At 59.3% G+C, this 22,592-nt stretch carries 16 protein-coding genes; 6 read left to right on the plus strand and 10 right to left on the minus strand.

Translation table 11 applies throughout. The features are described 5' to 3' along the window. Positions 1–90 precede the first annotated feature (90 nt). Complete coding sequence (locus tag ELE36_RS08665; protein ID WP_129832691.1) at positions 91–2,001, minus strand: hypothetical protein; 1,911 nt, start codon at positions 1,999–2,001, stop codon at positions 91–93. Then, positions 1,982–3,964, minus strand: a complete 1,983-nt coding sequence (locus ELE36_RS08670; RefSeq protein ID WP_129832692.1) for a hypothetical protein — start codon at positions 3,962–3,964, stop codon at positions 1,982–1,984. Before ELE36_RS08670 ends, ELE36_RS08665 begins: the two co-directional genes overlap by 20 nt. Positions 3,965–4,316: 352 nt before the next feature. Between ELE36_RS08670 and ELE36_RS08675 the strand changes: the two genes are divergently transcribed. The 5 genes from ELE36_RS08675 to ELE36_RS08695 all read left to right on the plus strand — a co-directional run bounded on the left by ELE36_RS08675 (position 4,317) and on the right by ELE36_RS08695 (position 10,389). Beyond that, positions 4,317–7,103 (plus strand): sensor histidine kinase, encoded by a 2,787-nt coding sequence (locus ELE36_RS08675; RefSeq protein ID WP_165371542.1) that lies wholly within the window; start codon positions 4,317–4,319, stop codon positions 7,101–7,103. An 85-nt stretch (positions 7,104–7,188) separates the two neighbouring features. Then, positions 7,189–7,848: a response regulator gene (locus tag ELE36_RS08680; RefSeq protein WP_129832694.1), complete on the plus strand. Its 660-nt coding sequence runs from the start codon at positions 7,189–7,191 to the stop codon at positions 7,846–7,848. 271 nt (positions 7,849–8,119) lie between these two features. Beyond that, positions 8,120–8,779, plus strand: a complete 660-nt coding sequence (locus ELE36_RS08685) for a hydrolase (protein WP_129832695.1) — start codon at positions 8,120–8,122, stop codon at positions 8,777–8,779. A gap of 89 nt (positions 8,780–8,868) precedes the next feature. Next, complete coding sequence (locus ELE36_RS08690) at positions 8,869–9,798, plus strand: alpha/beta hydrolase (protein ID WP_129832696.1); 930 nt, start codon at positions 8,869–8,871, stop codon at positions 9,796–9,798. A gap of 96 nt (positions 9,799–9,894) precedes the next feature. Further along, on the plus strand, positions 9,895–10,389 hold the full coding sequence (locus tag ELE36_RS08695) for a cupin domain-containing protein (protein ID WP_207215895.1): 495 nt from the start codon (positions 9,895–9,897) through the stop codon (positions 10,387–10,389). Positions 10,390–10,400: 11 nt separating this feature from the next. On the opposite strand, the gene ELE36_RS08700 is transcribed toward ELE36_RS08695, so the two are convergent. From ELE36_RS08700 to uraH, 8 genes are all read right to left on the minus strand, one after another. After that, entirely contained in the window at positions 10,401–11,834 is a 1,434-nt protein-coding gene (locus tag ELE36_RS08700; protein ID WP_129832697.1) for an aldehyde dehydrogenase family protein, read from the minus strand. Positions 11,835–11,912: 78 nt separating this feature from the next. Next, on the minus strand, positions 11,913–13,178 hold the full coding sequence (locus ELE36_RS08705) for a M20/M25/M40 family metallo-hydrolase (protein WP_129832698.1): 1,266 nt from the start codon (positions 13,176–13,178) through the stop codon (positions 11,913–11,915). Between the two features lies 1 nt (position 13,179). Further along, positions 13,180–14,919, minus strand: coding sequence for a 2-oxo-4-hydroxy-4-carboxy-5-ureidoimidazoline decarboxylase (uraD, locus tag ELE36_RS08710; RefSeq protein WP_129832699.1), 1,740 nt, complete (start codon positions 14,917–14,919; stop codon positions 13,180–13,182). Continuing rightward, on the minus strand, positions 14,916–15,887 hold the full coding sequence (gene puuE, locus ELE36_RS08715) for an allantoinase PuuE (RefSeq protein ID WP_129832700.1): 972 nt from the start codon (positions 15,885–15,887) through the stop codon (positions 14,916–14,918). Before puuE ends, uraD begins: the two co-directional genes overlap by 4 nt. A gap of 1 nt (position 15,888) precedes the next feature. Beyond that, the gene (locus tag ELE36_RS08720; RefSeq protein ID WP_129832701.1) at positions 15,889–17,121 is read right to left on the minus strand and encodes a urate hydroxylase PuuD; all 1,233 of its coding nucleotides are present in this window, start codon (positions 17,119–17,121) and stop codon (positions 15,889–15,891) included. Then, a complete protein-coding gene (gene xdhB, locus ELE36_RS08725) occupies positions 17,118–19,472 on the minus strand; it encodes a xanthine dehydrogenase molybdopterin binding subunit (protein WP_129832702.1) in 2,355 nt (784 codons plus the stop codon). Before xdhB ends, ELE36_RS08720 begins: the two co-directional genes overlap by 4 nt. Then, a complete protein-coding gene (gene xdhA, locus ELE36_RS08730; protein ID WP_129832703.1) occupies positions 19,469–20,998 on the minus strand; it encodes a xanthine dehydrogenase small subunit in 1,530 nt (509 codons plus the stop codon). The genes xdhB and xdhA overlap by 4 nt, the downstream gene beginning before the upstream one ends. Positions 20,999–21,003: 5 nt before the next feature. Beyond that, complete coding sequence (gene uraH, locus ELE36_RS08735) at positions 21,004–21,357, minus strand: hydroxyisourate hydrolase (RefSeq protein WP_129832704.1); 354 nt, start codon at positions 21,355–21,357, stop codon at positions 21,004–21,006. Between the two features lie 160 nt (positions 21,358–21,517). Between uraH and ELE36_RS08740 the strand changes: the two genes are divergently transcribed. After that, complete coding sequence (locus ELE36_RS08740; protein WP_129832705.1) at positions 21,518–22,537, plus strand: adenosine deaminase; 1,020 nt, start codon at positions 21,518–21,520, stop codon at positions 22,535–22,537. Positions 22,538–22,592 lie beyond the last annotated feature (55 nt).

Raw genomic sequence — 22,592 nt, forward strand, 5'->3', positions numbered from 1 at the left:
GCAAAGTTTGCGACCGAACCTCGCCGTTTTCTTTAGCCTGAAAATAGTGAGCATCCTTGCATACCAAACTGACTGCGACAACGCCCGCGCTCAAGGCGCAACAATCACATTAACCATATTACCCATCTGCCGCGGCGGTGAAGCACCGTAGCCCGGCTGCGTTGTATCATTTGCCGCATTGTTCCAAAGTTGATAAATATACAATCCGCGGCTGCGTGCTTGCGGGCCGACATCGAACGGTCGATCGGGCGCGCTGCTGCACATGCTGTTTTCGGCGGGGAAGGTATTGGCTTGCGCCTCGTTGGCGAGGAATTCGATATACGGTTTGCTGGCGGTCTGGTAGTACAGCGTCGTGGTTACATTCAGCGGTAATGCGGTGGCCGGCGGCACGCTAAATACGTAAGCGGCATCGTCGTAATTCACCAGTCGCGTCGGATTGGCGCTGACCATCGCATAGGTTTGTGCAACTGGCATGGTTTCGATATCGCCGCCGCCGCTGAAGCCGAGTGGCGGTATGCGGTTGTCCTTGGCGATGCAGTTGTTCAGCACAAAATGGAATTGCGCCGCGCCGCTGCCATCGCTGGTGCGACAACTGCTGTTCGCAGCATCCCAGATGCCCTGCGACACCTCGTAGATTCGTGCCTGCGCATCCTGCGTCAAAACGCGACTGGCCGGATCATACGCGCCGCTCTCCGCGATCAGCACATTGTTGCCATCGCGCACTTGCACATTTATCCACGCGCGCCGACCTTCGGCATAACCGGTCGGCAATTTGTGTCCGCTCAAATTGGTCACGCGTGCGGTCAAGGTCAAAGTGCCGGCAACCGTTGCGGTGGGGGCGATCAGTTTGTTGCGTGTGATGCCGACTTTCGCCGCGCCGACCAGCATCTGTTGTGCCGCGGTGATGGTCTGCGCGTACGCCGCGGTACGCGATAATTGCGCGCCGTATTCACCGGCCAGAATCGACGGCACCCAGGTATTGCCACCGGCGAAACTGTGGGTTGGCAAGTCGCCGCTACGCGATCCGGGCGGCGTGAGCACACACGCATACGCGTTCGGATCGGGGCTGCTCGGCATGTGGCAATCCTGGCACTGCTGGCTGCGCGCGAGGGCCGGAGTAAAACGCGTATCGCCAAAACCATCGCGGAAAATAAGATCGCTGAAATCGCTCTGTTGCCACTCGCTGTAGGTGCGCTCGATCGGGAACGGAATGCCTGTGTTATTGCCGTGAATATCGATCAAGGTTTTCAGCGGACCTGCGCTGGTATCGGGCGTACTGACGTTGTGGCATAGGCCGCAAATCTGGCTCTGCTGATGATAGGCCGATGCCGCCCACGCGTGCGGCGGTGCGGAAGGTGTGCCACCCGGTGGGTACGTATATGGCCCACGTCGGCATGGCTGGCCGCCGCCGTTGCAATCGCCGTCATCCAGCCATGCATTCGCGTTTTCGAGGTAGATCGGCTGGCCTTGCGGCCCGGTATCTTGCAGACGATGGCAGAAGTGGCAGGATTCGCCGCCGAAGTCACCACCGTCGCCGGACGCGTAGTTTCCCTGTAGCAGGCAACCGTTGCTGCCGTCGACCGTGGTGCCGCCCGCGCCGGTTTTCACGACGCGACCGCCGTACCAGCCGCTCGGTGTGTGGCAGCGCAAACAATAATCGCCGATGCCGGGTTGATCGTGATTGGCGACATCCAGCGCCGCCCAGAACAACGGATCACGCGTGGCGTTCGCCATCATCGATCCCGACCACGTATCCCAAGGGAAAAATGCGTGATCGCTGCTGTTGTTGCTGGCATGACAACCCGCGCAATTGTTGCTGCCGATCAGGCTGAAAGCGAGGCCAGGCTGGGTGCCGTGCGGCGTGTAGTCGAGCGCGGCGCTGATCTGCCACCAAGGTGGCGCCGCGAGCGTCGAATGCGACGCAAATACGAGTGCCAGTGCGACCCATAAAGTCGCGACCAATACGCCGATCCGACGCCAGTTATGGAGTGCCAAAACCATCGCTGAAAATGACCTCATCGAGCGGCGCCAAAGTGATGGTGGAATAACTCGTCGGCGATCCCGGCGTAGCGACAGCGAGGTCGGAATGCGCCGGCAATGGTGCACGATTTGCGGTGAAAGCGAAGTGGTACAACGTACCCCAATTCAGCGGGTGGCCGGAAGGCGCTTGCCAATGCAGAGCGTTTGCCGTTTGCGTTACGGTCCAATCGTTGCCGGCATCATCATCGGCATCGTCGAACAACACATTGCTGATCGTAGCACCGGAACTGATCGGTATATTCAATGCGGAAAATCCATCGCTCGAAAGCACATGCAGATTTGGTTCATTCGGGTGCGCCGCATCAATCACTGCGCGTGAGAAATCCAGATTCATCACCGCGTAGTTGTAACGGTACAAACCTGCACCGAGTGCGGTGGTGGTCACAGCGAAACGCGCGCGGCCTTCGCTGGTCAGCAGTTCCGGATTCATCGTGCCCGTGGCGGGTGCTGCCGGATTGACCCAGGCGTTGATCACCGGGCCGTTGCTGAATGTGCCCGGCGATCCGGTCCACAAACCTTGCGCATTTTTGCTGAAACTGATCGGCCGATAACCCATCGCGTTGTAGATATCGACCTGGTCGCGCACGACATACCAGTATTCGAAATAAAAAGTCGCGCCGGGTTGCAGCGACGCGGTGATCTCGCGTTCGGGCACGACCACACGATATTGAAAATCGTCCTGCGCGCCGCCGTTGGCGTTCTGTGTGCCAAGGCAGTTCGGATCGAACACCGATTGGCAGCGGCCGAATTTTCCTGCGGCCGGAATGATCTCGCTGCGTGGTCCCAGATAGTTCGGCGTCTCTGTGGCGGCAATGTCGTTGCTGTAGTTCGAGTAGCTGTCTTCGCAGGTTGGATAATTATTCTGGCTGTCGCTACAACCACAGGTTTTGTTGATCGTGTTGAACGCATGTTTGACGCCCGATGCCGCGAGTTGGCGCAGGCTGCCATCGGCGTTGATGCGATACAGATTCCAGATCAGAAACGGATGTTGATCGTTGCCATATGGCGCGAAAGGACCGGCGAACATTTTGTGCCACGGCACGACCGCGCTGCCGACGTTGAGCAGACTCGTGTCCGGCGAAAATACTGCGTAATGATCGGTACTGGTCGAGGTGCACGAGTTCAGCGTGTAACTGCCGCTGCCGTTTGGCAGGCCGCAACGCATGAAATGAATCCCGTCCGGCTGACCGCTCTCGGCATCACTGGCTTGATAGACCATCTTGATATTGGCTTGCGCGCCGGATTGCCCGGGCCACGGTGCGGAGCATGCCATCTGCACGGAATCGGTCTGCGCCAACTTTGAAATCGCATCCATGCCGCCGACCACCAGGCCGTTCAATTCAGGGCGATGCAGCATCTGCGCAAAATAAGCCGACAGCCGCACATTCATGTAACGCAAAGCGAGCGAGCGACCGTCATCTTCGATCAGATAATGGCCATGACCGAGCACAAACCAGACATGCCCTTGGCGATCAACGATATCCAGCGCGAATGGCGCCGCGGCGGCGCGCGGCCGCAGCGCAAACGCTTGCAGATCGGCGTTGCCCCCCGGGAATTGCAGCGTCATTCCGCCTTGGTAACTGAGCTGTCCGCCGGTCAATGCGCGCGGCAGGCCATTAGCGATATTCAACTGCAACGCGTCAGCATCGAGCGCGGAGAATTCCAGATTCTGGTAGCTGCTTTTTTTGCGCGAATCGCGTTGCGGCAGATTATTTGCGACCGCGTCGATACGGATTCCGAGCGGATCAAGCACGCCGTGGTTCAAATGCCAGGTGACGCTGCCGCCGTGGCTGCTGCGCGGCTGAATGGATTCCGACGGATTCGCGTGCGCATGCAAGAACACGATTGCCGCGAGCAACGACAAGAAGCGACGCCAGTCACGACCGCGTCGTTTCGGAATTTGCAGTTTCTCGGGACGTTCCACGCGTGCGACTCTCGGCAACCGGTTGACCACAGGATGCCTGTGCGCGGCATCCGCGACAACTTCCTTTTCAAGCTCGTCATCGCGCCATACTCGCGCAGAGCGGAATCGAGAAGGTGCGCCAAAACGGTAGCGATGACGCCCCGGCGGCGTGAGATCTCTCGGATTCCGTATCTGCAAAATGGAACAGCGCGCGGTCATTTCAATCCGAAGCAGGCTATAGTTTTGAAATGTTGCAGGCTGTGCACATGGCATGGCGCAGGCGTTACGATGGTGGCCGCTGCCGGTTCGCGAAGTTTTTTACACATTGCTACGCCCGATCGCGCCATCAATATTCCCGAGGAAATGGCAACACGTGTCCAGCAGCAACGATGCATTGCAACTTGAACTGACGCGACTCAAGCGCGAACTCGACACCTGTCGCGCGCAGCTTGCGGCGACTGGATCGCCGGGTTTTCTGGCCAGTCTCGCCGATACGCTACCGGTGCACGCCTGGTATGCCAATGCGGACGACCGCATCGAGTTCCACAATACAAAATGCGTGGAATATTTCGGCGCGTCGATGATCTCGGACTGGAGCTGGCGTGACGCGATTCATCCGCAAGATATCGCGCTGCATACCACGGCATGGTTGCAGATAAAAACCTCCAGAGTCGCTGGCGAGATTGAACTGCGGTTGCGGCGCTTCGATGGCGAGTATCGCTGGTTTCTGGTGCATGCTACGCCGGTGCCGGACGCGCACACGGGGCGGCTCGCGTGGTGCGGCAGCAATACCGATATCGACGATCTGAAACGCTCGCAATCGATACTCGCAGCGGAAAATGACGAGCTGCGCGAGGAGTTCCGTGATCTGTTCGAACGTGCGCCGATTCCGTATGTGCATGAGGCGCTGGACTCGCGCCTGATCCGCGCCAATCAGGCCGCGCTGAAACTGCTCGGTATCCAGCGCGAGGAAATCGAACAGACCATGGGCAGGTCGTTGGCCGCGAACACGCCGGAGAACCAGCAGCGCCTCAGCGACGCATTCGCATCGATCGGACGCGGCGACGATACCAGCGGTGTGATTCTGGAAATCAATCGCAAGGATAACGGTGCGAGCGTCTGGGTTGAGTGGTGGTCGAACCCTGCGCCGAGCGGCAAATACACACGCACGATGTTGGTCGATATTACCGAGCGTGTGCTGATGGAACGCGCCAAGACCGCGCTGCAATTCACGCTCGAATCGGGTCAGGTCGGTGATTGGGATCTGGATCTCATCCATGATACGTCGCGTCGTTCGTTGCGCCACGATCAGTGTTTTGGTTATCAACAGCCGGTAGCCGAAGCGAAGTGGGGCGTGAGCACTTTCCTGCGCCATGTCCATGCGGCGGATCGAGCCAAGGTCGAGCAGAGTTTTCGACGCGCGATCGAGTTGCAGCTGGATTGGGATTGCGAGTTTCGCGTGGTGTGGCCGGATCGCAGCGTGCACTGGATCGCGGCGCGCGCGCGCGTGTTTCAGATCATCGATGGCAAGGCGGCACGCGTACTCGGTATCGTCATGGACATCACCGATCGCAAGCAAGCCGAGGAACGCTTGCGCGAGATCCAGATCGCGCTGCAATTCACGCTGGAATCAGCGCAGATCGGGGACTGGGATCTGGATCTCATCAACGACACGTCGCGGCGTTCGTTGCGTCACGATCAATGTTTCGGCTACACCACACCGATCCCGGATCCGGACTGGGGTGTGGAGCGATTCATCCAGCATATACATCGCGATGATCGTCTGCGCGTCGAACACACCTTGCGCTCGGCGGCAGCGGCGCTGAATAGCTGGTCGTCGGAGTTTCGCGTGATCTGGCCGGATCAGAGCGTGCATTGGCTGATCGCGCGCGGCAGCATCTATCGCACCCACGACGGCATCGCCACGCGCATGCTCGGCATCGTCATGGACATCACCGAGAGCAAGCGCGCCGAAGTCAGCCTTGCGGCATCGGAGCAACTGGCGCGCGGTCAGGTCGAAGCGCTGACCAGCACACTCGATGCGTTGGCTACGGAAGCGGCCCCGGATCGCATCGTCGAACACACGATGCGCACGATCACCGAGCAGCTCGGCGCGCACAGCAGCAGTGTATGGCAACGCGATGAAGTGACCGATCTGATCAGTTTCGAATTCGCGTTCGAGAACGGCCGGGTCATTAAAAAAACCGAGGCTGCTTTTTCGGGCATGAGCTTGTGGTTGCCGATGGGTGACAGTTGGCAATGGCCGGAGGTTTTCCGCAGCGGCAAACCGCATGTGATCGACGACATTCGCAACACGCCGAATTTCGACTTGAGCGATCGGCTGATCGCAATGGGCATCATCACTGTGCTGCTGATCCCGATGTCGATCGCCGGCCGGCTCGAAGGCACGATCGGATTGCGCTTCAGCGAGCGGCGCGTATTCCGTGTCGAAGAAATCGAACTGGCGCAGGCGCTTGCCAACCAGACCATGCTGGCGATGCATCTGACGCGGCTATCGGCGCAGAGCCGCGATTCGGCGGTAATCGCCGAACGCAATCGCATGGCACGCGATATTCACGATACCTTGGCGCAAGGTTTTACCGGCGTCATCGTGCAACTCGAAGCCGCGGCCGACGCAAGCTTGAAAGGTCTGCCGGGTGCGGCCGAACGGCATGTCGAGCAGGCCAGCAAACTGGCGCGCGAAAGTCTGAGTGAAGCGCGTCGTTCGGTGCAGGCGTTGCGCCCGCAGGCGCTCGATGAAAACAATCTGTGCGAGGCGCTCGACGAGCTTTTCAAGAACATGACCGTAGGTACAAGCCTGCAGACCGAATTCATTGTGCGCGGAGACATGTTGCCGTTGCCGTCGCTGTGGGAAGAAAATCTGCTGCGTATCGCGCAGGAAATTCTAACCAACGTGCTCAAGCACGCGCAAGCGACACACTTCAGCGTACAAATAGCATTTGTCAGCAACGGGGTTTCGCTTGAATTTCGCGACAACGGCCGCGGCTTCGATACCACTGCAAAAAGCGATGGTTTCGGTTTGCTCGGAATGCGCGAACGTATCGAATCCATGCGCGGCGATTTGCAGATTCAAAGTTCGCGTGATCTGGGTACGATCCTTTCGATTACGTTATCGTTGGACAATGCAACGCGGCCATGAAGGATTTCTGCCCGCGCCAATGTCGATCGGAATCGACGCAACGTCCGGCGCTGATCACAACACATTCGAACATCAGATCTGAATCATGACTGCCGCTGCGAATCCATTCAATACCGTCCCTGGCGCGGAGGAAATCCGCGTGCTGATCGCCGACGATCATGTGACCGTGCGCGAAGGGCTAGCCGCGATCATCGGCCGGCAACCGGACATGCAAGTCATCGCCGAAGCCGCCAATGGGCGCGAAGCGCTCGAGATGTGGCAGGCGAATTTGCCGGATATCGTCTTGCTCGATCTGCGCATGCCGATCATGGATGGCGTGGCCGCGCTGAATGCGATTCGTGGCCTCGACAGCGCGGCGCGCGTGATCGTATTGACCACCTTCGATACCGACAACGATATCGCACTCGCGATCAAGGGTGGCGCCAAAGGTTATCTGCTCAAGGATGCGCAACGCAGTGAATTGCTCGATTGCATTCGAAGAGTACATGCGGGCGAAACCTGTATTCCGCCAGCGCTGTTGGCGAAGCTGATCACGAGTCTCGGCACCGCTGCGCTCAGCGGTCGCGAGCTCGACGTGCTCACGCGCGTTGCGCATGGCGACAGCAACAAGGAGATCGCCTTGCGCCTGTATGTGAGCGAGGCGACCGTGAAGTCGCATCTGCGCAGCATCTTCGGCAAGCTCAAGGTAATCAGCCGCACCGAAGCCATCAGCGTCGCCACGCAACGTGGGCTGATTCGTAGCTGATTGTCGCCTTGCAAGATTGCGTCATGCGTGTCGCTAGTGATGATGTCAGCGCGATTATTTTCCGCGCATGAATCCATTGCTTTAATCCGAAAGGATTAGCTGCGCATCGTTCGTTCCGCTCGGAAAATCTATCCTCATGATCAATAGTCGCTGCTCGCGCATGCGTCCATGCTCGATGTTCGCGATGCCGCGGGATGCGTTTTATTTCTTCGTATCCGGTGCCGCCATCGTTCGCGTTTTATCGCCGAACATTTCAATCGAGGATATTCCGATGACCAGTCAAACCCGCCGTGATCCACTGACCGATTCGTTGCTCACGCCGGATAACTGCGCGCTGATCCTGATCGATTACCAGGCGCCGCAGATCAACACACTACGCTCGATGGACGGCGCGCATCTGGTGGCAAACACCATTGCACTGGCGCAGACCGCGAACCTTTTCAAACTGCCAAAAATTCTTTCGACCGTCGGCGTTGAAGGCGGCGTGAATCCTGATACGTGGCCTTCGATCAAGGCGGCGATGCAAGGCGCGCCAAGCTTTGATCGGACCAGCATCAATGCCTGGGAAGATGCCGATTTTGTCGCCGCGGTAAAAGCCACTGGACGCAAAAAATTGATCATGGGCGCGCTATGGACCGAAGTTTGCCTGGCGTTCCCGGCACTGGATGCGTTGCGTGATGGCTTTGAAATTTTCGTGCCGGTGGATGTGGTCGGCGGCACTTCGGTCGAAGCGCATCAAGCGGCTTTGCAACGCGTTTATCAGCTCGGTGCGCAGCCGGTCAGCTGGATCAGTGTGTTGTGCGAATTGCAGCGTGACTGGAATCGCGGCGCAACCGCGCAGGGAATGATCGATATCGGCAGCAGTCACGGTGGACCGTGGGCATCTGAAATTGCGCTGAAGCAATTTGCTGCAGGATCGTCGCAGAAGTGATCGGCCGAGCGCCGAATATCACTGGCGGTTTCGCCGGGTAAAATTTTCTACATCCAGTAATTCGCCACATTTCTCATCAAGGAATTTCCATGAACGTGATTTCAAAACGTGTCAGACGTCTGCTGCAAATTGTGTGGCTCGTGATCGCTGCGCAGTCGTCGGTGTATGCCGCGTCGTCCGTGCCGCCACCGCAAAGTCAGTTTGCCACGGTGAATGGTGTGAAGCTGCACTACCTGCGCGAAGGCAGCGGTCCGGCCATCATCCTTTTGCATGGGTATGCCGAAAACAGCCACATGTGGTTGCCGCTGATTCCCGAGCTGGCGAAGACGCATACCGTCATCGCGCCCGATTTGCGCGGCGCTGGCGGCTCGGACAAACCTGATGCGGGTTATGAGAAGAAGGCGATGGCGCAGGATATCCATGCCTTGGTCAAGTCGCTCGGCCTCAAGCAGGTAAAAGTCGTCGGCCACGACATCGGCCTCATGGTGGCATATGCCTACGCGGCGCAATATCCGGACGAAGTCGACAGCATCGTCTTGATGGATGCGTTTTTGCCGGGCGTGGGTGACTGGACGCATGTCTGGCTGCTGCACGATCTGTGGCACTTCAATTTTTACGGCGAAACGCCGCTGAAACTCGTGGCTGGTCGTGAACGGATTTATTTCGAACATTTCTGGAATGATTTTGCCGCCGATCGAAACCATTCGATACCTGAAGCCGATCGTCAGTTCTATACAAAATCCTACGCCCAGCCCGGCGGCATGCGTGCCGGTTTCGAATACTTCAAGGCGTTCCCGCAGGACGCGATCGATTTTGCCGAGTTCGCCAAGACCAAGTTGAAAATGCCGATGCTGGTGTTGACCGGCGAAAAAGCCTCGGGAACATTCCTGATCGAGCAAGCACGCCTGGTGGACGACAACGTTGATGGTGTCGTGATCAAAGGCTCGGGTCATTGGTTGATGGAAGAGGCGACGGATCAGGTAGTGCCGAAGCTGGTTGCGTTTCTCAACAAACCATAACGAGCCGGGTGCGCCAGACGATTTGCTACCACGATCGTCTGGCGCTTTTGCCACAAGCATTGATTTGAAAAGTCGAGTTCTCAAAGGATTTCGAAGATGTCATTCCCGATGAAAATCGTCGCCGCCGCATTCTGTATTTTGTTTCTGCCGAGTGTCGGCGCAACTCAGGATCAATCCGCGCAACAACGCCTCACACCGACCGACATCGATACACGCACGCATACCGGCGCCGGTGCCGGCAGCTCCGGTGTGATCGGCATCCAGACCGTGGTTCTCAAGGGCGATCCGAGCAAGGCTGGTCTCTACACGATTTTGCTCAGGGTGCCGGCGCGCACCACGATTCAGGCGCATGAACATCCGGATGATCGCGTCGCGACGGTAATCAGCGGGACGTGGAATTTCGGTTATGGTGCGCGCTTCGATGACAGCGTTTTGAAGGCATTGCCACCCGGAAGTTTTTACACCGAGCCGCCGAACCAGCCGCATTTTGCGCGAACCGGAGAAACTGCGGTGGAGGTTCAGATTACCGGCTTCGGCCCGACTGCCACGCACTACGAAAACAGCGCTGATGATCCCGCCAGCAAGCATTGAGTGAAACGAAATCAGCGATCGCGCACGACCATCAGCCGGATTTCGCTCATGTCTTCGATCGCGTAACGGATGCCTTCGCGACCAAGGCCGGAATCCTTGACACCGCCGTATGGCATGTTGTCGACACGCCAGCTTGGCACGTCGTTGATGATCACGCCGCCGACTTCAAGCTGGTCCCACGCGCGCAAGGATTTGTGGATATCGTTGGTGAATACGCCGGCTTGCAGGCCGAATTCGCTGGCATTGATGATGCGCAGCGCCTCGTCGAAATTATCGAATTTTTGTAGTAGTGCGACCGGGCCAAACGCTTCCATGCAGCTGACTTTCTGGTGCGGATCGACGTGTTCGAGCACGGCCGCTTCGAGCATGGCGCCGTTGCGTTTTCCGCCGCACAACAGTTTCGCGCCAGCGCTCAGGGCCTCCTGAATCCAACCATCGAGTCGCTGCGCTTCTTTCTCGTCGATCATCGGGCCGATAAAAACTTCGGGGTCTTTCGGATCGCCGGATTTCAGCTTTTTCGTGGCGGCGACAAATCGCTCGCGTACTTCGTCGTACAGCGACGCATGCACAAGAATGCGCTGCACGCCGATGCAGCTTTGGCCGGACTGATAGAACGCGCCGAAAATCAGTCGCTCGATGACATGGTCGAGATGTTCGCGTTGATCGGCATCGACAACACACGCGGCGTTGCCACCGAGTTCGAGCACCACTTTTTTCTTGCCGGCCTTAGCCTTGAGTTCCCAGCCAACCGCCGGCGAGCCGGTGAACGACAAAAGCTTCAGGCGATCGTCGCTCGTGAACAGATCGGCGCCTTCGCGATGCGCGGGCAGGATCGAGAACGCACCTTTCGGCAGATCTGTTTCCGCGAGCACTTCGCCAATGATCAGCGCGCCGAGCGGCGTGCGGCTCGCCGGTTTCAAGACGAACGGACAGCCCGCGGCAATCGCCGGTGCGATCTTGTGCGCGGCCAGGTTCAGCGGAAAATTGAACGGCGAAATAAACGAACACGCACCAATCGGCACGCGTCGCGTAAAACCGCGATAACCCTGCACGCGTTTGGAAATCTGCAGATTCAAGGTCTCGCCATTGATGCGCACGGCTTCTTCGGCGGCGATCTTGAACGTCTCGATCAGGCGCGTCACTTCGCCGCGCGCATCCTTGATCGGCTTGCCGGCTTCGATACACAACGTCATCGCCAACTCATCGGCGCGCTCGCGAAAACGTTGCACGCAATGTTCGAGTACGGCCTGACGCGCGTACGGCGCAAAGTCGCGCATCGGTATCGTTGCGGCGACCGCGGCGGTGATGCCGGCATCGATCGTTTTTGCATCCGCCATCGCCACGCGCGTGGCGATTTCGCCGGTGTATTTGTCGGTGACGGCGAGATCGGTGTTCGGCGTTTGCGCGGTGTTGGCGAGATAAAACGGATAACTGGGCTTGAGCATGGGAGTGTTCCGTTTATCTGCAGATGCGGATGAATTGTCGATGCTGGTATTGCCGCGTTTATGTGCCGCGCGAAACGATCAATCTGTCGCACCGAGCAGATCTGCCAACATGCTCGCGACCGTCGCCGTGGCGCGGCGCAGATCTTCGAGGCGCAGTTTCTCGTCCGCTGCATGGCCGTTCGCCTCGGCCAGCGTTCGTGGGCCAGCGCCGTAAAGCACGGTCGGAATTCCGAACGCAGTGTAATGTCGCGCGTCGGTATACAAAGGCACGCCGTGTTCGGCGATGGCGACACCAAAAAAATGTTCGCCATGTTTTTGCAACGATTCGGTCAGGCGCTCGGCGCCGGGCAACTTCACCAGCGGCAGTGCCAGCAAGGTGCGGCGGATCTCGATGCGGGTACTGGGCAGGGTGGCGGCGAAGGTTTCGATCTGCGCACGCAAATCGGCCTCGACCTGCGCCGGTGTTTCTTCTGGAATGATGCGTCGATCAAGTCGGAACGTCACCCGATCCGGCACGACATTGGTATTGATGCCGCCTTCAATCAGGCCGATATTCAAGGTTGGATGCGAGATGCCGAAGGTCTGCGAACGATGCGCCTTCATGCCCTCGCGTGAGGCATACAGCATGCTCAGGATCTGCGTCGTCGCGGCCAGTGCATCGATACCCGATTCGGGCATCGCCGCGTGTCCTTGGCGACCGTGCACGATCACTTCGAGATGCAGACAGCCATTGTGCGCGGTGGTCACGGCGTAAGAAAAACCGGCGCTGAGGGCGAGGTCCGGTTTGCTCAGACCTTGTTCAAGTAGCCAGCGCGGACCGATATCGCCACCGGCTTCTTCGTCGTAGGTCAAGTGCAGTTCGATCGCACCATTCAGCGCCACGCCGCCCGCATGCAATTCGCGCAAGGCCAGCAGGCTGTAAGTGTAGGTGGCGAAGTCTGATTTGCTGACCGCAACGCCGCGCCCGAACATCTCCGCGCCATGCTGCGCATTGATCACGACATCGGCGGCGTACGGATCATGCGTCCAGCCCTGACCCGGCGGCACCACATCACCATGTGCATTCAGCGCAATCGTCGGGCCGCCGCTACCGAAGCGTTGGCGCACGAGCAGATTGGTCGCGCTGATCATGCCGTTGGCGCGCACCAACGCATCGGGCACGACGTGCACTTCGACCTCCAATCCCAGTGCTGTCAGCAGCTCTTGCGCGCGATGGGCGTGTGCCGCGCAATCGCCGGATGGATTGTCGCTTGGCACCTTCACCAATTCGGCGAGGAAGGCGGTTTCGGCAGTGAAATGCGCATCGACAAAGTTGCGGATGCGGTCGTGCAGGGAAGTCGGCATGTCAGGTATCTGCTTTGAAATGAAGGAGGAAATCGGAGAAGACGCGCGCGGCAATATCGGCATCGTCGGCGCTCAGTGTTTCGAGCGGATTGTGGCTGATCCCACCATTGCCGCAACGTACGAACAGCATGCCGATCGCGCAGATCGATGCCATTTTCATCGCGTCGTGACCGGCGCCGCTGGGCAGATGCAGCGGCTTGTTGTCGCCAGTGATACGCGCGATCGCCGCACTCCACTGCGACTGCAAAGTTGGTGCACAAGGCGCGCACGCGGCTTCGAGCACGCGTCGGATGTTGATCTGCACTTGTCGACGCGCGCCGATCTGTTCGATCTGCGCGAGCACATCGGCGACCGCCGCATCGCGCAACGCATCTTCATCGGCGCGGATATCGATGCTCAATTCGCATTCGCCGGGAATGACATTGATCGCCCCGTTCGGCACGTGCAGGCGTCCCACGGTGCCGACCAGTCCAGGTGCGATCGCGCAGCGCCGTTCCACCGCAAGCACTATTTCCGCCGCCGCCGCGGCCGCATCGCGACGCAGTGGCATCGGCACGGTGCCGGCATGGCCGGCCACACCGCGGATCGATACCAGCTTACGCACACTGCCGGCAATCGATGTGACCACGCCGAGCGCGCGATTGGCATCAAGCAACACCGGACCTTGTTCAATATGCACTTCAACATAACCTGCGAGCGTGGCCGGATCGCGCGCGATGTCCTTGATTGCATCGGTATCGAAACCCGCCTCGCGCATCGCCTCGCGCATCGTCACACCATCGGCATCAATGCTGTCGAGTACACGTGCATCAAAACTTCCGGCGACCGCACTGCTACCAAGGAAAGTCGATTTGAAACGCACGCCTTCTTCCTCGGCGAAGGCGATAATTTCCAGATCGAACGGCAAGTGCAGACCACGCTGGCGCAGGTCGAGCGCGACGACGATCGGCAAAAGTATGCCGAGACGTCCGTCGTACTTTCCGGCATCGATCACGGTGTCGTAATGCGATCCCGTGATCAGCGTTTTTGCGCCCGCAATGCCACTGCGCCATCGGCCGACGACGTTGCCGACCGCATCGATATGCGTATCGAGCCCGGCGCCGAGCATGTAGTCGCGGATTGCAGCCGCGGTGGCGCGGTGCGCGGCCGTCAGGTACGCGCAAGTGAGATTGTTTTCATCGTCGCTGAAACGCGCGAGCTGTTCGTGCATCGCCATGATCTGCGCACCGAGCGGGGCGCTGATCGTATCGGCGAGGCGGAACGCGGCGATGCGCTCGATCTGCCGTAATGCCGTAGTGCGTTCGTGATCGACCTCGTGCTGCAGGCGCTGTGCAAACGCGGCGAGAATTGATTGACGATCATGTCCACGCACGGCCAGCACAAACGGAAATCCGAATCGCGCGTTGTACGCTGCATTCATCGTTTGCAGCTGCGCGAATTCTTCGGCGGAACATTCGTCGAGCTTGGCGCCGCGTTGCTCGCGTATCGAATGTTGCGTCAGTTCGTTGCGGATCGCGGCGCGTCCGGCGAGTTCGGGATGTGCGCGGATCAGTGCGAGCTGTTCGTCCGCTGTCGCAGCGGCAACGGCGCTGCACATCGCAGCATGCAGATCCTCGCGCGATATAAACGGTCGTGCCGCTGCGGCGCGCTGCGCCACCCACGGCGAATGTTCGAAGATGCCGCCGAGCGCCGCGACGAATTCGTCGACCGACATGCGGTTGAGTTGTTCGAGCGTGATCATGGCGTTGCCCGCGAGGTCGACGCGACGAATGGATGTGTGACCAGCCAGTGCCGAGCGATATCGATGCGCCGGCAGATCCACACGCGATCGTGCGTTTGCACGTAGTCGAGGAATCGTTCCAGCGCGGCGATGCGTCCCGGCCGGCCAATGATGCGAGAGTGCAGGCCGACCGACAGCATCTTCGGCGCATTCAAACCAGCGGCATCGCCTTCGCGATACAGCACGTCGAACGCATCCTTGAGGTAGTCGAAAAATTGCGTACCGGAATTGAATCCCTGTGCTGCGGCGAAACGCATGTCGTTGCTGTCCAGCGTGTACGGCACGACGAGATGTGGCACGCACTGTGTCGCGCCATCGCGGCTGTCGATGGCGACTTGCGAGTAGTACGGCAAGTCATCGGCATATGAATCGGCGTCGTAGACGAAACCACCGTGTTCGACAACTAGACGCCGCGTATTTGGGCTGTCGCGACCGGTATACCAGCCCAGCGGCGCTGCGCCGCAGAGCTCGCGCAGGATCGCCGTGGCCTGGGCGATATGCGTACGTTCGGTATCGATATCGATATCCTGATAGCTGATCCAGCGCAGGCCATGACAGGCGATCTCGTGGCCGAGTTCGCGATACGCGGCGACCGCCTCGGGATGGCGCTGCAGTGCTTGAGCGACGGCAAAAATCGTCAATGGCAACCCGCGTGATTCGAACGCGCGCAGCACGCGCCACAGCCCGGCGCGTGAGCCGTATTCGTAGAGCGATTCCATGCTCATGTGGCGCGCGCGAAACGCCTGCGCGCCGATGATTTCGGAAAGAAACGTTTCGGATGCGACATCGCCGTGCAGCACGCAATTCTCTGCGCCTTCCTCGTGGTTCAGCACGAACTGCACAGCGATGCGTGCGTCGCCCGGCCAGCGTGGATGCGGTGCAGCGCGGCCGTAGCCGATCAGGTCGCGTGGATAGGTATCGGGGTTCATGTCAATGCGGCGCACCGTCGATCAGCCACGCAATCACCTGCGTCCGCTCGGCCTCGGTCATCTGCGTGAGATTGCCGATCGGCATCACGCGCGTGCTGAGCTGGGTCTGCATCTGCACGGTGCGCGCGAGGATGTGTTCCGGTGTGTCGAGCAGCACGCCGTTCGGCGCCGCGGTGAATCCGGCGAGTGTCGGTGTCGGCGCATGGCATGGCACGCAGCGTTGCTGCAGGATGGTCTGGATATCGGCGAAACGCTGTTGCGTCGACACGGGAATGGCGCTCGTTGCGGGAACAGAAACATTCGCCGGCACCAAGGCGAACGCAACGCCCGCCAGAGTCAGTAAACCGAGCAGCAAGGTCAGCGGTGAAGTCTTGCCGCCGCGCTCGTGCGCCTTGTGCCGCGCGACAAACCAGGCACGAATGCACACGCCGGCAATACTCATCGCAATCAGCACGGCGGCGTTGTATTTCGCCGCGTAAGTCATCGCATAATGATTGCTGATCATCGCGAACAGCACGGGCAAAGTGAAATAGGTGTTGTGCACCGAGCGCTGTTTGCCGCGTCGGCCGTACACCGGATCGACCAACCGGTTTTCGCGCTTGGCCTTGACCATCTCGCGCTGGCTCGGAATGATCACGAAAAACACATTCGCTACCATGATTGTGCCGAGCAATGCGCCGAACAAAATGTAGGCGCCGCGGCCGCTGAACAGTTCGCACAACCCCCACGCCGCAGCGAACATCACGACTGCGATCACCGCACCGAGCGCTCTATCATTTCGGCCCAGTGGTGAGCGGCACAACGTATCGTAGATCAGCCAGCCGCCAGCGAGAAACGCCAGCGCGATGGCGATGGCCGCGGGCTTGCTCAATGCGGCGACGGTCGGATCGATCAGGTAAACCTCGGCCTTGCCGAAATACATCAGGCACAGCAGGAAAAATCCCGACAGCCACGTGCTGTAGGCTTCCCAATAAAACCAGTGCAAGGTGGGCGGCAACGCTGCCGGTGCAATTTTATACTTTTGCGCATTGTAGAAACCGCCACCGTGCACCGCCCAGACTTCGCCGCCGACCCCCGCATCGAGCACTTCCTGGCGCGTCGGCGGCAGCAGGTGATTGTCGAGCCAGACGAAATAGAACGATGCGCCGATCCAGGCGATGCCGGTGATCACATGCAGCCAGCGCCCGAGCAGGCTGAGCCAGTCGAACAAATAGCTGCCGAGCATGGCGCTCATGGATGCGCTCCGTCGTGACGCACGCTGTCGATTGCGCGCAGCACTGCCTCGGGCGTGGCTGGTGCATCGAGCTCGGGCAGCGCGCCGCTTTTGCCGCACGCGGCGACCGCATCGCGGATTGCAAGAAACGCGGAGATGCATAACATCAGCGGCGGTTCGCCCACGGCTTTGGAACGATGTATCGTATCCTCACGATTCGGCTCGTGTTCGAGCAGGCGGATGTTGGCGTGCAGCGGCCAGTCACGCACGCTGGGAATCTTGTAGGTCGAAGGAGCGTGCGTCTTCAATTCGCCTTTTCCATTCCAGTGAAGTTCTTCGCTGGTCAGCCAGCCGACGCCTTGCAAATACGCACCTTCGATCTGGCCGAGATCAATCGCCGGATTCAGCGATATGCCGACATCCTGCAGAATATCCACTCGCAGCAATTGAGTTTCGCCGGTGAGCGTATCGATCGCGACTTCGGATACCGCAGCGCCGTAGGTGAAATAGAAAAACGGCCGACCGTTGAAACGGCTGCGATCCCAGTGGATTTTCGGTGTCGCGTAAAATCCGGTACTCGACAGCGATATACGCGCGGTATACGCCGAGGCGACGAGGTCCTTGAAATTGACTCGATGCTGAGGCCCGAGGTAAACATGGCCATCGGCGAAATGCACTTGATCTGCGGTTAGTTGATGCGTTTGGCACGCATGGGCGACCAGTCGATCGCGCAACGTTTGCGCCGCCGCCTGCGCGGCCTTGCCATTGAGATCCGCGCCGGAGGATGCCGCGGTCGCCGAGGTGTTCGGCACCTTGCTGGTATCCGTCGCCGAGGTGCGGATCGCGCTGAGCGGCAGGCCGAATTCGGTCGCCACGACCTGTGCCACTTTTGTATACAAACCCTGGCCCATTTCCGTGCCGCCGTGATTCAGCAGAACGGTGCCATCGGTGTAGATGTGGACTAGCGCGCCCGCCTGATTGTAGACGGTCGCGTTGAACGAAATGCCGAATTTGATCGGCGTCAGCGCGATGCCGCGCTTGATGATTTTATTCTGCGCATTCCACTCGACGAGCGCGGCGCGGCGCGTCTGGTAATCGCTGCTGGCTTCGAGCTGATCGGTGATCGTATCGAGAATATTGTCTTCGATGACATGGCCATAATGCGTGGTGTTGCGCTCGCCGATGCCGTAGTAATTGCGCCGCCGCACCGCGAGCGGATCGAGGCCACGAACGCGCGCAATATCGTCGATGATGCGCTCGATAATCAGCATGCCCTGCGGCCCGCCGAAACCGCGGAATGCAGTGTTCGATACCGTGTTGGTCTTGCACAGATGCGTGGTGATATCGACGTGTTCGAGAAAGTAGGCGTTGTCGAGATGGCACACCGCGCGATCGGCGATCGGGCCGGACAGATCGGCCGAATAACCGCAGCGCGATGCCAGCATGAGCTTGAGCGCACATAGCCGGCCATCGGCATCGAAGCCGACTTCATAATCGGCGAGAAAATCGTGGCGCTTGCCGGTGATCAGCATGTCGGCATCGCGATCCAGCCGTAGCTTGACCGGGCGTCCGGTCTTGTTCGCGAGTATCGCTGCCGCCGCGGCGATCAGCGCGGGTTGGCTTTCCTTGCCGCCAAAACCGCCGCCCATGCGTCGGCACAACACGGTGATCGCATGGGCCGGACGATGCAGCGCATGCGCGACGATGTTCTGCACTTCGGTCGGATGCTGGGTCGAGCAATGGATCAGCATCGCGCCGTCTTCGTGCGGGATTGCGATGGCGATCTGGCCTTCGAGATAGAAGTGATCCTGGCCGCCCATCGTCACCGTGCCGCGCAGGCGATGCGGCGCGCTTTTCATGGCCTCATCGGGGTTGCCGCGCAGCAGATGCCGGCTCGGCATGACAAAATTCTGCGCGGCGAGTGCGCTGCGAATATCGAGCACCGGCGGCAGTTCGGCGTAAGTGATTTGCGCGCGCGCTGCGGCCTTGCGCGCAGCGATGCAGGTTTCCGCCGCTACCGCAAAAATCGGCTGGCCAGCGTATTGCACGAGCGTATCGGTGAAGATCGGATCATCGTGGATGATGCCGCCGTAATTGTTTTCGCCCGGAATATCCGCCGGCGTTGCAATCGCAATCACACCGGGCGCAGCCAGCACCGTGGTCAGATCTAGCGAAGTGATGTTGCCGTGCGCGATGCGACTGATGCCGAATGCGGCATGCAAGGTATTGGCTGGCAGTGCGATATCGTCGGCGTAGATCGCGCGTCCACTGACATGCAGATGTGCGCTTTCGTGCCGCACCGATTGGCCGGCGATCGGCGCCGATTCTGCAATTTCAGCGGATGTAGCCGCGCTCGCTGCGACGTTGTTCATGGCGTCGTGTCCGTGGTGGAAGACAGCGACGACAATGCCTGATGCGTGCGCAGCAGCGGTGTCTCGTCGTTATGTTCGAGGAAGAAACGTTGCAGCAGATTGCCAGCGCCGCGCAGGCGATAGCGATCACTCGCGCGCATGTCGCTGAGCGGCTTGAAATCCTGCGCGAGTGCCGTGATTGCGGTATCGATCGTCGCCTGATTCCAGACCTGATTCAGCAGCGCTTCTTCGGTGACGCGCGCGCGCGCAGGTACGGCGGCCATGCCACCAAAGGCGATGCGCACGGCGTCGATACGATCATCTTTCAGCGTGATCGCAAACGCGGCGCAGACCGCAGAAATATCCTGATCGATACGTTTGGAAAGTTTGTAGCTTGCCAGCAGCGTGGCAGGTTGCTGCGCCGGTATTTTGACCGCGACGACAAATTCACCGGGCGCCAGATCTTTCTTCTGATAACCCAGATAAAAATCCTCGAGCGCGATTTCGCGCGTGTTTGCGCCGCAACGTAATTCGATACGCGCACCGAGCACGATCAGCGCCGGCATCGCATCGCCAATCGGCGAACCATTCGCGATATTGCCGCACAACGTGCCGGAATTGCGCACTGGCGGTGAGGCGAAACGCTGAGCGAGTTCGCGCAATGTTGGATGGCGCGCGAAGATGACTTCCCAAGCGTCAGTCAAGGCGACGGCGGCACCGATACGCAGCCGCGCGGGCGTCGCATCGATACGCTGCAGTTCGTCCACTTCGCCGAGATAAATGATGGGCGGCAGCTCGCGCAATTGTTTGGTCACCCACAAGCCAATATCGGTGCCACCAGCCAGTAGTAGCGATTGCGGTGCTGCGGCATAGGCGCTGGCGAGCTCGTCGATATTGCGCGGCGCGCGGAAGCCGGGCATCGTGAGCATTTTGTCTCTTTGTATACTTTTTAACAATGTGGCGTGGCGCGAATCCTGCGCTGCGGCGCGGCTCCAGCGTTCAGGCGCGACATACGCGGGCAGGCTGCAACCGGCATCGATGATCGGCCGATAACCGGTGCAACGACAAAGATTTCCGGCCAGTGCATCAAGCACGTCTTCGCGCTGTGGCAGCGGGTTGTGCAAGTACAAGGCAAACAGCGACATCACAAAACCCGGCGTGCAGAAGCCGCATTGCGAGGCGTGCTGGTCGACCATCGCCTGCTGCACCGGATGCAAAGTGTCGCCATCGCCAGCCAGACTTTCGACGGTGACAAGTTCCTTGCCATCGATGGTGGGCAGAAAACGAATGCAGGAGTTGATCGCGCGATAGCGCATGTCGCCATCGACAGTTGTTTCGCCGAGTACGACCGTGCATGCGCCGCAGTCGCCTTCGGCGCAACCTTCCTTGGTGCCGGTGCGGCCGACGGTTTCGCGCAGATATTCCAGTACAGTTGTCGTCGCTGATACGTCGGCCACGCTTACCACTGCGCCATCGAGAACGAAGCGGATGTTGTTGCCGGTTGCCGACGCCGGCGCATCGGCGTGGGAAATTTTCGCTGAACTCATGCGGGTCAACTGCCGCGATACGTGGAATAACTCCACGGTGATACCAGCAACGGCACATGGTAATGCTGGGCGGAATCGGCAATGCCGAAGCGGATCACTACCTCGTCGAGAAATTCCGGTTGTGGCAATGTCATATCGCGATCGCGGAAATATTCGGCGACGTGGAACGTCAGCGTGTAGCGTCCTACTCTGAAGGCATCGTCTTCGAGCAGCGGCGCGGGACAACGGCCATCGGCGTTGGTGATGAAGGATGCCAGCGGTCGTGGTGACGCGGTATCGAGTGCATGCAGCTCGATGCGCATGCCGCGCGCGGGGATTCCCGCCGCCGTATCAAGAACGTGTGTGGTCAATCGGCCCATTCAATCTGCTCACCTGCGCGCGGCACTCCGGCGCTTCAAAAATTATTTGTCTATCGCAATGTGTACTCAAGATTGGCGTTGAGTGCAAGGACTTCATCGACTACATTGCATGCCTGATAGCTGCTTGTGCAAAATTGCGCGAAACTTCCGGACGATCAAGATGACTGATAAAAACTCTATCGATGCCTTCATGCGTGGCATTCCGAAGGCCGAGCTGCATCTGCATATCGAAGGTTCGCTGGAGCCTGAGTTGATGTTCGCACTCGCTCACAAACACGGCGTCAAGCTGCCGTATGCGAGTGTCGAGGAGTTGCGCAACGCGTATCAGTTCGACGATCTGCAATCGTTCCTCGATCTGTATTACGCCGGTGCCGCGGTGCTGCGCGACGAGGACGATTTCCATGCGTTGACTATGGCCTATCTCAAGCGTGTGCACGCTGATGGTGTGGTGCATGTCGAAATCTTTTTCGATCCGCAGACACATACCGAACGCGGCATCGCGTTCGCCACGGTGATCGACGGCATTCGCCGCGCGCTGGCCGATGGCGAGCGAGAGTTCGGCATTACACATCGATTGATTATGTGTTTCCTGCGCCACCTCGATGCGGCTGATGCGATGCGTACGTTGGAACAAGCGTTGCCATACAAAGATGCGATTGTGGCGGTAGGTTTGGATTCTTCCGAACGCGGCCATCCGCCATCAAAGTTCGAAGCAGTGTTTTCGCGCGCGCGCAGCGAGGGGTTTCTCGCGGTGGCGCATGCGGGCGAGGAGGGGCCGCCGGCGTATATCATCGAGGCGCTGGATCTGCTCAAGGTCGCGCGCGTCGATCACGGCGTGCGCTGCGAGGAAGATCCCGCGCTGGTACAGCGCCTCGTGCAAGATCGCATGCCGCTAACGGTTTGTCCGTTGTCGAACGTGAAGCTGCGCGTGGTCGAGCGCATGCAGGATCACAACCTCAAACGCTTGCTCGATCGTGGCCTGTGCGTGACGATCAATTCGGACGATCCGGCGTATTTTGGTGGCTACATGTTTGCGAATTTTCAGGCCGCACAACGTGGCCTGGACCTGTCGCGCGAAGACATCACCCAGCTTGCCGCTAATTCGATCGAAGCATCGTTCCTGCGTGCTGCGGAAAAAAAGCACTGGCAAGAAAAAATCCGGGAATTTGTTGCGGCCTGATTCCGACCTTTTTTCGCTCAGAACCTGTTCAATATCTGTAGCGAGCGGCCCTCAG

This window comes from Pseudolysobacter antarcticus (assembly GCF_004168365.1).
In the GTDB taxonomy this organism is placed as follows: domain Bacteria; phylum Pseudomonadota; class Gammaproteobacteria; order Xanthomonadales; family Rhodanobacteraceae; genus Pseudolysobacter; species Pseudolysobacter antarcticus.

Excerpts from the sequence above, each read along its gene's own strand:
- ELE36_RS08665 (WP_129832691.1), bottom strand. The coding sequence starts at position 2,001 with ATGGTTTTGGCACTCCATAACTGGCGTCGGATCGGCGTATTGGTCGCG.
- ELE36_RS08680 (WP_129832694.1), top strand. The coding sequence starts at position 7,189 with ATGACTGCCGCTGCGAATCCATTCAATACCGTCCCTGGCGCGGAGGAA.
- ELE36_RS08685 (WP_129832695.1), top strand. The coding sequence starts at position 8,120 with ATGACCAGTCAAACCCGCCGTGATCCACTGACCGATTCGTTGCTCACG.
- ELE36_RS08690 (WP_129832696.1), top strand. The coding sequence starts at position 8,869 with ATGAACGTGATTTCAAAACGTGTCAGACGTCTGCTGCAAATTGTGTGG.
- ELE36_RS08695 (WP_207215895.1), top strand. The coding sequence starts at position 9,895 with ATGTCATTCCCGATGAAAATCGTCGCCGCCGCATTCTGTATTTTGTTT.
- ELE36_RS08700 (WP_129832697.1), bottom strand. The coding sequence starts at position 11,834 with ATGCTCAAGCCCAGTTATCCGTTTTATCTCGCCAACACCGCGCAAACG.
- ELE36_RS08705 (WP_129832698.1), bottom strand. The coding sequence starts at position 13,178 with ATGCCGACTTCCCTGCACGACCGCATCCGCAACTTTGTCGATGCGCAT.
- uraD (WP_129832699.1), bottom strand. The coding sequence starts at position 14,919 with ATGATCACGCTCGAACAACTCAACCGCATGTCGGTCGACGAATTCGTC.
- puuE (WP_129832700.1), bottom strand. The coding sequence starts at position 15,887 with ATGAACCCCGATACCTATCCACGCGACCTGATCGGCTACGGCCGCGCT.
- ELE36_RS08720 (WP_129832701.1), bottom strand. The coding sequence starts at position 17,121 with ATGAGCGCCATGCTCGGCAGCTATTTGTTCGACTGGCTCAGCCTGCTC.
- xdhB (WP_129832702.1), bottom strand. The coding sequence starts at position 19,472 with ATGAACAACGTCGCAGCGAGCGCGGCTACATCCGCTGAAATTGCAGAA.
- xdhA (WP_129832703.1), bottom strand. The coding sequence starts at position 20,998 with ATGAGTTCAGCGAAAATTTCCCACGCCGATGCGCCGGCGTCGGCAACC.
- uraH (WP_129832704.1), bottom strand. The coding sequence starts at position 21,357 with ATGGGCCGATTGACCACACACGTTCTTGATACGGCGGCGGGAATCCCC.
- ELE36_RS08740 (WP_129832705.1), top strand. The coding sequence starts at position 21,518 with ATGACTGATAAAAACTCTATCGATGCCTTCATGCGTGGCATTCCGAAG.